12 protein-coding genes are annotated in these 13,718 nt (G+C 33.6%); 9 read left to right on the top strand and 3 right to left on the bottom strand.

What is annotated here, in order from left to right; genetic code table 11:
* Positions 1-15 precede the first annotated feature (15 nt).
* The 5 genes from ilvC (at position 16) to azu (ending at position 5,950) form a co-directional block, all read left to right on the top strand.
* Positions 16-1,494: a ketol-acid reductoisomerase gene (ilvC, locus tag Q0998_RS09785; protein ID WP_299669508.1), complete on the top strand. Its 1,479-nt coding sequence runs from the start codon at positions 16-18 to the stop codon at positions 1,492-1,494.
* A 73-nt stretch (positions 1,495-1,567) separates the two neighbouring features.
* Complete coding sequence (gene ilvA, locus Q0998_RS09790) at positions 1,568-2,830, top strand: threonine ammonia-lyase IlvA (protein WP_299669510.1); 1,263 nt, start codon at positions 1,568-1,570, stop codon at positions 2,828-2,830.
* A gap of 41 nt (positions 2,831-2,871) precedes the next feature.
* Positions 2,872-3,426 carry a transposase gene (locus Q0998_RS09795; protein WP_299669512.1) on the top strand — a complete coding sequence of 185 codons (555 nt, stop codon included), beginning with the start codon at positions 2,872-2,874 and terminating at the stop codon, positions 3,424-3,426.
* Between the two features lie 180 nt (positions 3,427-3,606).
* On the top strand, positions 3,607-5,199 hold the full coding sequence (locus tag Q0998_RS09800) for an NADP-dependent glyceraldehyde-3-phosphate dehydrogenase (RefSeq protein ID WP_299669514.1): 1,593 nt from the start codon (positions 3,607-3,609) through the stop codon (positions 5,197-5,199).
* 241 nt (positions 5,200-5,440) lie between these two features.
* A complete protein-coding gene (azu, locus tag Q0998_RS09805) occupies positions 5,441-5,950 on the top strand; it encodes an azurin (protein ID WP_299669516.1) in 510 nt (169 codons plus the stop codon).
* A gap of 3 nt (positions 5,951-5,953) precedes the next feature.
* On the opposite strand, the gene Q0998_RS09810 is transcribed toward azu, so the two are convergent.
* Genes Q0998_RS09810 through Q0998_RS09820 form a run of 3 tightly spaced genes read right to left on the bottom strand, consistent with a single transcriptional unit; the run spans position 5,954 to position 9,089 of the window.
* Entirely contained in the window at positions 5,954-6,730 is a 777-nt protein-coding gene (locus Q0998_RS09810) for a DUF1080 domain-containing protein (protein ID WP_299669518.1), read from the bottom strand.
* A gap of 12 nt (positions 6,731-6,742) precedes the next feature.
* Complete coding sequence (locus Q0998_RS09815) at positions 6,743-7,372, bottom strand: gluconate 2-dehydrogenase subunit 3 family protein (RefSeq protein WP_299669520.1); 630 nt, start codon at positions 7,370-7,372, stop codon at positions 6,743-6,745.
* Between the two features lie 4 nt (positions 7,373-7,376).
* Positions 7,377-9,089, bottom strand: coding sequence for a GMC family oxidoreductase (locus tag Q0998_RS09820; protein WP_299669522.1), 1,713 nt, complete (start codon positions 9,087-9,089; stop codon positions 7,377-7,379).
* A gap of 158 nt (positions 9,090-9,247) precedes the next feature.
* Between Q0998_RS09820 and Q0998_RS09825 the strand changes: the two genes are divergently transcribed.
* The 4 genes from Q0998_RS09825 (at position 9,248) to Q0998_RS09840 (ending at position 13,707) form a co-directional block, all read left to right on the top strand.
* Positions 9,248-10,255, top strand: coding sequence for an AraC family transcriptional regulator (locus tag Q0998_RS09825; protein ID WP_299669524.1), 1,008 nt, complete (start codon positions 9,248-9,250; stop codon positions 10,253-10,255).
* Between the two features lie 152 nt (positions 10,256-10,407).
* Positions 10,408-11,364, top strand: a complete 957-nt coding sequence (locus Q0998_RS09830; RefSeq protein WP_299669526.1) for a sugar phosphate isomerase/epimerase — start codon at positions 10,408-10,410, stop codon at positions 11,362-11,364.
* A 17-nt stretch (positions 11,365-11,381) separates the two neighbouring features.
* A complete protein-coding gene (locus Q0998_RS09835; protein WP_299669528.1) occupies positions 11,382-12,551 on the top strand; it encodes a sugar MFS transporter in 1,170 nt (389 codons plus the stop codon).
* Between the two features lie 7 nt (positions 12,552-12,558).
* On the top strand, positions 12,559-13,707 hold the full coding sequence (locus Q0998_RS09840; RefSeq protein WP_299669530.1) for a Gfo/Idh/MocA family oxidoreductase: 1,149 nt from the start codon (positions 12,559-12,561) through the stop codon (positions 13,705-13,707).
* The last annotated feature ends 11 nt before the right edge of the window (positions 13,708-13,718 follow it).

A 13,718-nucleotide genomic window follows, 5' to 3' on the forward strand; every position in this document is an offset into this window, starting at 1 on the left:
AACAAAAATAAAAAAATGTCAAATTATTTTAACACATTAACATTAAGAGAGAAATTAGAACAATTAGGAAAATGTCGTTTTATGGACGCTTCAGAATTTGAAGATGGTGTAAACGCATTAAAAGGGAAAAAAATTGTTATTGTGGGCTGTGGAGCACAAGGTTTAAATCAAGGTTTAAACATGAGAGATGCTGGTTTAGACATTTCTTATGCATTAAGGCAAGCAGCAATAGATCAAAAAAGAGATTCATTTAAAAATGCAACTTCCAACAATTTTACAGTGGGAACTTATGAAGAATTAATTCCGAATGCAGATTTAGTGTTGAACTTAACACCAGACAAACAACACACAAACGTGGTAAATACAGTAATGCCTTTAATGAAAAAAGGAGCAACATTAAGTTATTCTCACGGTTTTAATATTGTGGAAGAAGGTACTCAGATTCGTAAAGATTTAACGGTAATTATGGTGGCACCAAAATGTCCAGGTTCTGAAGTTCGTGAAGAATATAAAAGAGGATTTGGTGTACCCACTTTAATTGCAGTGCATCCAGAAAACGATCCAGAAGGAAAAGGTTGGGCGCAAGCAAAAGCGTATGCAGTTGCCACTGGCGGTCATAGAGCAGGCGTTCTAGAGTCTTCTTTTGTAGCAGAAGTAAAGAGTGATTTAATGGGAGAACAAACTATTTTATGTGGTTTGTTACAAACAGGTGCAATTTTATCTTTTGATAAAATGGTGGCAGAAGGAATTGATGCGGGTTATGCCGCAAAATTAATTCAATATGGTTGGGAAACAGTAACGGAAGCCTTAAAGCATGGCGGAATTACAAACATGATGGATCGTTTGTCGAATCCTGCAAAAGTGGAAGCTTTTAGAATTTCTGAAGAATTGAAAGAGATTATGCGTCCGTTATTCCAAAAACATATGGATGATATTATGACGGGTCATTTCTCTAAAACGATGATGGAAGACTGGGCAAATGATGACAAAAACTTATTAACGTGGAGAGCTGCCACAGGAGATACCGCTTTCGAAAAACAAAAAGTTACAGACCAAGAAATCTCTGAACAAGAATATTTTGATCATGGAACGTTATTAGTTGCTTTTGTAAGAGCTGGCGTAGAATTGGCATTTGAAGCAATGACAGAATCTGGAATCATAGAAGCTTCTGCATACTATGAATCGTTACATGAAACACCATTAATTGCAAACACCATAGCACGTAAAAAATTATACGAAATGAACCGTGTAATTTCTGATACTGCAGAATATGGTTGTTATTTATTTGACCACGCCTGTAAACCTTTATTAACTGACTTTATGAAAACAGTTTCTACAAATGTTATTGGGAAGAAATTTACAGATTCAAATGCTGTTGATAATCAAGAATTGATCCGAATTAATAGTATTATTAGAAATCATCCAGTAGAAATTGTAGGAGAAAAATTAAGAGCTTCTATGACTGCAATGAAAGTAATAAAATCTGAGGTTTAAGATATTTAATTATAACTAGTTACCTAGACCCTTCAGGTTTCAAAAACCTGAAGGGTCTTTTATATTTAAGAGAATGTACACAAAGACAGTTTATTTTCCGAGTTTAGAAAATATAAAGGCAGCTTCTAAAAATTTAGAAGGTGTTGCTTATAAAACTCCATTGAATCAAAACACTAATCTTTCCAAAGAATTTGATGCAACTATTTTATTTAAAAGGGAAGATCTACAAGTAGTTCGTTCCTATAAAATTAGAGGTGCTTACAATAAAATGTCTTCTTTAACTGATGATGAAAAACAACGTGGAATTGTTTGTGCAAGTGCAGGAAATCATGCGCAAGGTGTTGCGTTATCTTGCAAGTTGTTACAGATAAAAGGAACCATTTTTATGCCTTCACCAACTCCAAATCAGAAAATTAATCAAGTAAAAATGTTTGGGGAAGATTTTATTGAAGTGGTAATTGAAGGAGATACTTTTGATGATGCTTCTAACGCTGCAAAAATAGAATGTGATGCAAAAAATAAAACCTTTATTCATCCTTTTAATGATGAAAAAGTAATTGAAGGTCAGGCAACAGTTGGTTTAGAAATTTTAGAGCAAACTTCAGAAAAAATAGATTATGTTTTTGTCGCTATTGGTGGTGGAGGTTTATCATCTGGCTTGTCATCTGTTTTTAAATATTTATCTCCAAAGACTAAAATTATTGGCGTAGAGCCAGAAGGCGCGCCTTCTATGTGTATTTCACTCAAAAACAAAAAAAATACAACACTAGAAAAAATTGATTCTTTTGTAGATGGCGCAGCGGTTAAAAGAGTCGGCGATTTAAATTTTGCTATTTGCCAGCAAAATTTGTATGATGTAATTACAGTTCCTGAAGGAAAAATCTGTCAGACCATTTTAGATTTGTACAACAAAGACGCCATTGTCGTAGAACCTGCAGGTGCTTTAAGTATTGCAGCTTTAGATTTTTTTGCTGATGAAATTAAAGGTAAAAATGTAGTTTGTATTGTTAGTGGAAGTAATAATGATATTACAAGAACTGCAGAAATTAAAGAACGCGCATTGTTATATGCCAACTTAAAACATTATTTTATTGTAAAATTTCCACAAAGAGCAGGAGCTTTAAAAGAATTTGTGGCAGAAGTTCTAGGACCAAATGATGATATTACTCATTTTGAATATACGAAAAAGAGCAACAGAGCAAACGGTTCCGCAGTGGTGGGTTTAGAACTAAAATCAGCAGCAGATTTAGCACCGTTAATCAAAAGAATGAAAGAAGGAAATTTCTATGGAGACTACCTAAATGACAAGCCAGATTTGTTTCAGTTTTTGGTGTAAACAAAACAAGGGGTTTAAACCCCTTGTTGTCAAATGATAAAATGAATAAAAAAGTCTACCATATAACAACAGCAATCCACGATAGCCGAACTTCCTCTAGAATGATAAAATATCAAGTTAGAGAAAGAAGAGAAATGGGTACAAATCCGTATCCTAATATCTTTTATTTTACAGAGGATGAAGAGTTGTTAGTTACACAAATAATTTCGAAAATTGTAAAAGAAGATAATTTACAACTGCTTGCTTATAATATTTGTTCTGATCATATTCACTTATTGTTGTCTTGCGATATTGATGAGGTTTCTAAAATAATGCAGAAGATAAAAGGACGAACTTCATTTCTTTTAAACAAAGAAAAGGAAAATCAAAAACACAAGGGGTTTAAACCCCTTGTTGAAGATAAAAAGAAACAAAAGCAAAAACCAATTTGGCAACAAAAATATAGTGCTCCAAAAGAAATAACTTCGGTAAAACAATTAGAGAATACTATAAAATATATTCAAACAAATAGAAGTAAACATCAACTTCCCCCACATAAAGATAATTTACAAAATATTATTGACGGGATGTGTTGTTCAATAGATGGTATTTTCTGACAAGGGGTTTAAACCCCTTGTTTTAGTTTCCAGCACACTTAAATGCGAAATCCTTTTCGTCTTTTAGAATAGAAATAAGAAGTTTTACCGTTATTTTTTATTAATTTTGATAAGCGAGAATACTATGATAATTTACTAACTTTTAAGCAATGGAGCATGCTCTATTGTAAAATTCAATTTATGAAGAATACTTTTAAAGAAATTCCGAACGAATACAAGATTACTTCACTTTTAAACCAAAACACCTATTTGGTAGGGGGGGAGTTGAAAGAGTGGAAAGGTGAAAATGCGGAAGTTCATTCTACTATTTCATCTACAGAAAAATACAAACCAACTTTATTAGGAACGGTTCCAAATTTAACAGCAGATGAAGCTTTAGAAGCTTTAAATGCTGCTTCTAAAGCCTATAATAGAGGTCAAGGTTTATGGCCAACAATGAAAGTAGAAGGAAGAATTGCAGCTATGGAAAAGTTTGTAGTTCAAATGAAAACAAAAAGAGCAGCAATTGTAAAATTACTGATGTGGGAAATTGGTAAATCTTTACCAGATTCAGAAAAAGAATTCGATAGAACGGTAGAATACATTTACGATACTATTGAAGATTATAAACAAATGGACAGAGATTCTGCAAAGTTCGAAAAACATAGCGGAGTTCATGCACATATTAGAAGAGGGCCTTTAGGAGTAGTTTTATGTTTAGGACCTTATAATTATCCATTAAATGAAACTTTTGCCTTGTTGATTCCTGCTTTAATTATGGGGAATACAGCCATTTTTAAGCCCGCAAAACATGGGGTTTTATTATTATCACCATTATTAGAAGCATTTCAAAATAGTTTTCCTGCAGGAGTTGTAAATATCATTTATGGAAGAGGTAGAGTTTTAGCAACACCAATTATGAAAACAGGTAATGTAGATGTGTTGGCTTTAATAGGAAATAGTAAATCTGCGAATGCAATTCAGGCAAATCATCCACAGAAAAATAGACTGCGTTTGGTGTTAGGTTTAGAAGCTAAAAATCCAGCAATTGTATTGCCAGATGCAGATTTAGATTTGGCTATTAGCGAGTGTATTGCAGGTACAACTTCTTTTAACGGACAACGTTGTACTGCGTTAAAGATACTATACGTTCATGAGCATATTGTAGATGAATTTAACAAGCGTTTTGCTGCAAAAGTAGATGCACTTAAATTTGGCAATCCTTGGGAGAGTGGTGTGAAATTAACACCTTTACCAGAACCAGGGAAACCAGCATATATTCAAGAATTAATTGACGATGCTACAGAAAAGGGTGCAAAGGTAATTAACAAAAAAGGAGGAGAAACAACTGAAAATTATATTTTTCCAGCAGTTTTATACCCTGTTTCTAAAGATTCTAGAGTTTTTGATGAAGAACAATTTGGACCAGTTACACCAGTTGTTTCTTTTAAAAATATTCAGGAACCCTTAGATGATATGGCAGCTTCTAATTACGGACAACAAGTAAGTGTTTTTGGCAGCGAAGTAAAAACCTTAGCGCCATTAATTGATACTTTGGTTAACTTGGTTTGTAGAGTAAACCTAAACAGTTCTTGCCAACGTGGGCCAGATGTGTATCCATTTACTGGAAGAAAAGATTCTGCAGTTGCAACTTTAAGCGTGCACGATGCTTTGCGTTCTTTTTCTATAAGAACTTTTGTGGCTTCTAAAGACACAGCATATAACAATGCTATTTTGCAAGAATTATTAGACAAAAAAGTATCTAATTTTATAAGTACAGATTATATTTTATAAGCTTTTAATCGAATAGAATTTCTCGAGGCTCTGCCTCCTTTAGATTTCAAAATTTGATTTATTTAGACGTATTTAGATTTTTATGTAGCATCTAAATAAGTCTATTTTGTGAAGTATAATTTTTTTCACTGAAAAATACTGAACTATTCGTATTGCATATATGTGTATGTTTGATGAACCTAGTATATTTTGATTAGGGTTTTAGATTAAATACAATAGATTTTAAATTAAATTGATAGCAATGAGAATATTACATTATGCACTAGGAATCGTTTTTTCTTTTTTAATGTTGATTGGATGCGCAGGAAAAGCAGAAAAAAAGAAAGAAAATTTCACCTATAAAAAACAAACTAATACGCCACCAAAAGCGGAGGTAGATAAAAATAATGTTGTTATTACATCTAACGATGCCATGCAATTCAGCAAAAAAGAAATCAAAGTAAATGCAGGAAAAAAAGTAAAAATTACTTTAAAACATATTGGTAAAATGGATAAAAAGGTGATGGGGCATAATTTTGTTTTACTAAAGCAAGGTGTAAATCTAACTGCCTTTGGAAATAAAGCAGTTATAGCAAGTGCAAACGAATATATTCCAGAAGGAACACAAGATGTTATTGCACACACCAAACTAATTGGTGGTGGTGAAACTACTGTTATTGAATTTGATGCCCCTGAAGTTGGAATTTATGAATTTTTATGTAGTTTTCCAGGACATTATGCAATTATGAAAGGGAAGTTTATTGTAGAATAAATATTAATCTAAGTTAAGTATTTCGATATTTTTAAACTCAACAGGATGACTTTCGCTTTGCAATGAAATGAATCCACTTTTTAAAGGAAGACCTTCTTTCGATTTCCATACCTCTTGATTGTAATCTATTTTCCCTCCAATATGAGGTTTTGTATAACGTAGTACTTCTTCGCCATTTATAAAATGTTTTATAATAGAATCATTTCTAACTTCTATTTCAATATGAACCCACTGTTCGCCATGATAGGTTTTCGACGACGATTTTACAATATGCTGTGTTGTTAATGTATCATTATATTTTACATGAGTTCCTGGGGTGCATAAATTTCCGGTTGAACGTTCATCAATACCATTTCCTCCTAAAAGCTGTACTTCAATAGATACTGGAAAGCTTTGCGATATCCCCATATTTTTTGGATCTTCACAGTGAATCATAATGCCACTATTTCGGTTTGCCCATGTTGATCCGTCAGCAAGCTGTTTTCCAATAAATCTATAATCCATTCTAAATTTATAATTGCTAAATGGATTTTTATAAAAAACATGACCAAAAGCATTGTTAAATGTATCCTCATATTTATCATAATTCACCTTTAGTATCCCATCTTCAACCTGAAAAGTGTTCCTATAGTTTTCACCGACTTTTTGACCTTTAATCTTAACAATCCAATCTTTTAAATCGTTTCTAGTTAATAAATTTTTCCATTGTTCTTTTTTTTTACAATTGAATAGAAAAGAAATACAAAAAACAAGCGTACATATTTTGAATACTTTTATCATGATTTCCTAGTTTTACAAAGACCAAGCTCTTCCGTTAGGGACATCATCAATAGGTATACAGCCCATATAAACCCCAGGAATTGGGTCGTAGTTTAGAATTTCTTCACCAACTTTTTCTGAAGTAAAATAACCAAATAATGTATATCTTTTTACAGCTAATAAAAACTTGTATAATAAATAATTATCCATTTGTAATGTGGGTATTGTAGTGATAGGAAGTTTTTGTGATTTTAAAATTGCTTTCGTCTCATTTTTAGGAATTTTAAAATAAGAGGCTAATAATAATTCAAATTGTTTTGTATTCCCTTTTGTTACTTCAGAACCAAACTTAGATTTAAATTTTTCAGCAAATACCAAAGCACCTCTCTTAAAGAAATCTTGATTCGCTTTTTTTTCTATATCATGATACATTAAATCTAAAAATTGGGGTACATTAACATCCAATGCGCCAGGTGTGTCTGAAATAGGGATAATGATATCTGCTAAATGTGTTACGATGTATTTTTCATCTGAAGATAAAAACAGAGGCGACCAAGTATTGGCTTCAGCAGTGCATGAAGATAGCATGCTGAAAATAGTTGGAGCAGCTAAAGTATAGCCCAACCCGATACTTAAATTCTTTAAAGCAGTTCTTCTATTCATAACTTTAAGTGTTTTTATTTTTTTTAAATTCAGTAGCAGCGTAATTCGCCGCTCTTGCCGTTATTGCCATATAAGTTAATGAAGGGTTTTGGCAAGCAGATGAGGTCATACAAGCGCCATCTGTAACGTATACGTTTGGTACGGCATGTATTTGGTTGTATTTATTTAAAACTGAAGTTTTTGCATCATGTCCCATTCGTGCGGCACCCATTTCATGAATGGCAATCCCTGGTGTGCTCTTGCCATTAAAACCTTTCACATTTTTAAATCCAGCTGCCTTCAGCATGGCGATTGCTTGTTGTTCCATATCAGCCTTCATTTTTATTTCATTTTCTCTAAAAGTTACATGAAAATCTACAGTTGGCAATCCCCAATCATCTAATTTATCATAATTTAATGAGATTTTATTATCATGATACGGCAAACATTCTCCAAATCCTCCCATACCTATTCGCCAATGTCCAGGCTTCATTAATTCTTCTTTTAAGTCTTCGCCAAAACTAAGTTCACCGATTCCTCGTTTCCAATTTGTTCTGCTTGCGCCACCTTGATACCCATAGCCACGTATAAAGTCTTTGTGCTCAGTTTTTTTGTCTAAATTTCTGAAACGAGGAATATAAAAGCCATTGGGGCGTCGTCCTTTGTAATAAAAATTTTCAAAACCAGTTACATCTGCAGAAGCGCCAGATTTGGAAGTGTGGTCCATAATGTTATGTCCTAATTCTCCGCTATCATTTCCTAATCCATCTGGAAATCGCTTCGATTTAGACTGCATTAAAATACTTGCGCTACCTATTGTAGAGGCGCAACTAAAAATGATTGCTGCTTTAAAAAATATTTTTTCTTTAGTTTCTGCATCAATAACACGCACTCCAGAAGCAATTCCTTTTTTATCGTCATATACTATTTCGTAGGCAATAGAATTGTGCCGAAGATGCATATTTCCTGTACGTTCGGCTGCTGGTAAAGTTGATGAATTACTGCTAAAATATCCGCCAAATGGGCAGCCTCTAACACATCTGTTTCTAAATTGGCAATTAGAACGTCCTTCGTGCATGGCGTTTCCTGTTTTGTGAGCAGTTCTTCCAATGGTTAGTAAACGATCCTTAAAATTAGTCTTTATTTTTTCTTGTAGTTCTAATTCCACGCAATTCAATTCCATGGGTTCAGATAGTTTTCCGTCTGGTAATTGCGGTAGCCCTAAATTTTGCCCAGAAACACCAATAAATTCCTCTACTTTATCATACCAAGGCGATATATCTTTATATCGTATGGGCCAATCGATACCATGCCCATCTTTTTTATTAGCTTCAAAATCAATATCACTCCACCGGTAAGACTGTCTTGCCCACATGAGTGATCGTCCGCCAACATGATAACCTCTAATCCAGTCGAAAGGTTGTATTTCGTTGTAAGGATGTTTTAAATCATTTACAAACCAATGTTTGCTATATGGGCCTAATATATACGATTTGTTTTGTTTTTTTTGATTGGCCACATCTTCTGGGTTTTTACTTCCTCGGTGTTTTAAATCCCAAGGATCTAAATGCATTGTTGGATAATCTTCGATATGTTTTACCAAACGACCTCGATCTAGCACCAACGTTTTTAATCCGTTTTCACATAGCTCTTTAACTGCCCAACCGCCACTTATTCCTGTCCCAATAACAATAGCATCATAAGTAGTGGGGTATTCAGTTATTATGTCTTCACTCATTTATTCGTTTTTTTGTTTTTCGAATTATATTCTAAATAGGATATTGGGTTTTCTGTAAATTAATAATTAAAATGATAATCATCAAGAAATTAACAATTTAACTCTTAGTTATTCTAAAATTAACTAATTTGCATGGTATTAATGTTCAAATTATTTCAGTGAAAATAAACACACAAAAAATTCAACCCTATCAAGCAGATGGTGTTGTGTATCATGCAGACACATGTTTGCCTTTGATGGATGCATATAATAGGAAGAAATTGAAATTTAAGGCACTTGCGCGACACACCTATCCTGGAGATCGGTTAGATGAAAATACTATAGGGCTAAATAGTATTGGGTATTGGGATGCTAATGAACCACAAGATTGGGGGTTAGATTGGCATAGGAATGAAGGCATTGAATTTCATTTTTTAGAATCTGGTTCTATGCCTTATGCACAAGAGAATAAGGAAGTAGTGTTATTGCCAAATCATTTAACAATTACGCGTCCTTGGGAAGCTCATAAAGTAGGGAATCCACATATTGGGATGGGGAAGTTTTATTGGGTGATTATAGATTTAGGAGTCAGAAGGCCACATCAAGATTGGGTTTGGCCAGATTGGATTACATTAACGCCGAAAGATTTGGTTAGACTTACAACAATTTTAAGGCAAAATGAAAAGTCTATTTGGAAAACCGATCAGCGTGTTAGAGATTGTTTTCTTCGTATCGGTAAAGCAATAAATACAGATGAAAAAGGAAGTAATGCTTCTAGAATTCGTTTGTTAATCAATTACTTGCTGATTTTACTGCTAGATCTGATGAATACCAGAGACATTGTATTAAATGAATCACTAACAGACAGTTCAAGAAGTGTACAATACTTTTTAAATGAATTAGAAAAAAGTCTTTCTGAAAATTGGAGCATTGAACTTATGGCAAAATCTGCAGGTGTTGGGGTAACCCGATTTACACATTATTGCAAAAGATTAACAAACTTAACTCCAATGCGTTATTTAACTTTAAAGCGTTTGGAGTTGTCAAAAAATATGCTTCGAGAAAATAAAAATTTAACCATTACAGAAATAGCATATTCATGTGGATTTGCAACAAGTCAATATTTTGCAACTGTTTTTAAAAAGCATGAAAAATGTTCGCCAAACGAATATCGAAGAAAGTATTAGGTTGAAATTATTTCTACTGTTTAGTGGGCTATCTTTTGGTGTCTAGTTTGTGTAAATTCTTTCACTGAATAAAAATACACATCAATTTAGATTCAATTATATAATTTCACAAGATGGTAGTTTGGTGCTTCTAATACTTAATTATAGTTTTTATGAAAAGAAGACAATTTGTAAAAAAGACCGTTCAAGCAAGCGCAGCAGTATCATTGCTGGGATTTGTGGCTTGTAAAAGTGAAAATAAAAAAGAGAAATTACAGGCAAAGGAAATCGCGAATCCAAATCTCTTTTTTAAAATGTCTTTAGCGCAATGGTCACTTCATAGAACACTTTTTGATAAAAAAATAGATCCTTTGGATTTTGCTGCAAAATCTAGAAGTTTTGGATTTGAAGGGATAGAATACGTAAACGCATTTTTTAAAGATAAAGCGCAAGATCTTTCTTATCTGAAAGAGATGAAATCTAGAGCCAATTCTGAAGGACAAGAAAATGTTCTAATCATGATTGATGAAGAAGGTGAACTAGCAGATGCGAATGTAAAAAAAAGAAATAAAGCTATTGAAAATCACTATAAGTGGATTGAAGCGGCGCATTTTTTAGGATGTCATGCCATACGAGTAAATCTTGCAGGTGGTATAGATAAAGATGATGCTACAAAAGCGAGTATCGATTCTTTAACCCAACTTTCTAATTTTGCAAAAGCATCTAAGGTTAATATTTTGGTTGAAAATCATGGTGGATTTTCTTCTAACGGTGCATGGATGCATAAGGTATTTTCAGAAGTAAGCAATAAAAATTGTGGAACACTTCCAGATTTTGGAAATTTCTGTATAAAAAAAGATAGCGATAGTAATTGTATCGACCAGTATAATAGATACAAAGGAATGAAAGAATTATTACCACACGCAAAAGCTGTAAGTGCAAAAGCTTACGACTTTGATGCGCATGGAAATGAAACTACTATCGATTTTTATAAAGTGATGAAAATGGTAAAAGAATCTGGTTATAACGGTTTCGTTGGAGTTGAATATGAAGGTAAGACGCTGTCTGAAGAAAAAGGAATTCAATTTACCAGAGATTTACTCATACGTGTCGGAAAACAACTTTCGTAGCAATGTAATTTACTAATATGGAAAATATAAATAAAAACAGACTGTTTTTAGCAAGTTGTTTAGCGCTAATTACAACAGCAATGACATTTGCCATTAGAGCAAGATTAGAAACTGTTTTTGGATCAGAAGGAGTTGGTTTGTCACTAGAACAAATTGGGTATGCATTTGCACCCGCTTTTTTTGGTTTTACCATTGCAATGATTATTGGTGGGCCTTTGGTAGATTTTTTAGGAATTAAAAAAATTACATGGATTGCTTTTATCACACATGCCGTAGGAATTATCCTCACTATTTTAGCAGATTCTATGACTTCATTATTCATTGCAACCTTATTTGTTGGTATTGGAAATGGGTTTGTAGAAGCCGCCTTAAATCCGTTAGTAACTTCAATGTATTCCAAAGAAAAAACAAAAATGTTGAATCGTTTTCATGTCTGGTTTCCTGGAGGAATTGTAATTGGTTCTATTGTTGGCTGGTTGGTGATGGATGTTTTAGGTTTGAATTGGCAAATTATGGTGGCTACCTTATTTATTCCTGCTATTAGCTATGCAATACTATTTTTTGGTCAAAAATTTCCTGTTACAGAACGAGTGCAAATGGGTATTAGCAATAAAAAAATGTTTTCAAGTGTCACAAAACCATTATTTCTTTTTATGGTTTTTTGTATGTTTTTAACCGCAGCATCAGAATTAGGAACCACACAAAGAATAGAATCATTGTTAAAAGAAACGGTAGCTGTCCCTTTATTGGTATTGGCTTTTATAAACGGAATTATGGCGTTAGGAAGATTGTTTGCAGGAGGCGCAATTCATAAATTAAAACCAGCAGGTATGTTGCTATTTTCAGCAATTTTTACCTTTATCGGTTTGTGGTTATTAACCATTACTTCAGGAGGAATGACGTTCGTATCTGCAGCAATTTTTGCAGTTGGTATTACTTTTTTCTGGCCAACTATGTTGGGTTTTGTGGCAGAATATCTGCCAGAAACAGGGGCATTAGGATTGTCTATAATGGGCGGAGCAGGGATGTTTTCTGTTTCTTTAGTATTGCCCGTTATGGGAAATTTAATGGATAATGAAGGTGTAAATGAAGCACTAAGAACCATGTCTATTTTACCCGCCATACTTATCATAGCATTTTTAGGGTTAAATATCTATATGAAAAAAATAAAAAAAATAAATTCCTAAAGAAAGCATGGCAAGAAAATTAAGAATGGGAATGATTGGTGGTGGAATTGGCTCTTTTATTGGCGATGTGCATAGAAAAGCAGCAGCCATAGACGGAATGATCAATTTGGTTTGCGGGGCTTTTAGTAGCAATGCAGAAAAATCTAAAAAATCGGGTCAAAAGTTATTTCTTTCTGATGACAGATGTTATGGAAGTTTTGAGGAAATGATTACTGCGGAAAAAAACCTTCCAAAAGGAGAAAGAATGGATTTTGTATCGATTGTAACTCCAAATTACATGCATTTTGAGCCCGCAAAATTGGCGTTAGAAAACGGTTTTCATGTAGTTTGTGACAAACCAATGACGCTAACAATGGAGGAAGCAATTGAGCTCGAAAAAATAGTAGAAAAAACAGGGAAGTTATTTGCGCTAACGCATAATTATACAGGGCATCCTATGGTAAAACAAGCCAAAGCGATGGTTGCTAATGGAGATTTAGGAAAAATTCGAAAAATTCAAGTTCAGTATTTACAAGGTTGGTTGTCTACTGCTGTAGAAAAAACAGGTCAAAAACAAGCTTCTTGGAGAACAAATCCAAAAAAATCTGGAATTGGTGGTGCTTTGGGTGATATTGGAACCCACGCAGAAAATTTGGTCGAATATATAACAGGATTAAGAATCAAGGAAATTGCTGCAGATTTAGGCGTTTTTGGTGAGGATAGAGTTTTAGACGATGATGGTAACATACTGTTAAGAATGGAGAACGGTGCAAAAGGTACCATGTCTATTTCTCAAATTGCTTTGGGCGAAGAAAATAATTTAGCGATTAAAGTCTACGGAGAAAAAGCAAGTTTAGAGTGGCAGCAAGAAAATCCGAATCAATTAATTACACGTTGGTTAGCGCAACCTGTAAAAGTATTTACGCCTAACGGAAATGATTTGTATGAGGAAGCACTGAATGTTTCTCGTATTCCGGCAGGTCATCCCGAAGGATACTTAGAGGCATTTGCCACCATTTATAAGAATTTTGCCACACATCTAATGGCTGTTCGAGATGGAAGAGATATCGAAAATCCAGATTATCCAACAGTAAAAGATGGTGTAAGAGGAATGCAATTTATTTATGCCGCTGTAAAAAGTGATAAAAACAATTCAACTTGGACAAAGTTTAATTAGAAAAATAATTC

This window comes from uncultured Polaribacter sp., assembly GCF_947501385.1.
Taxonomy (GTDB): Bacteria; Bacteroidota; Bacteroidia; order Flavobacteriales; family Flavobacteriaceae; genus Polaribacter.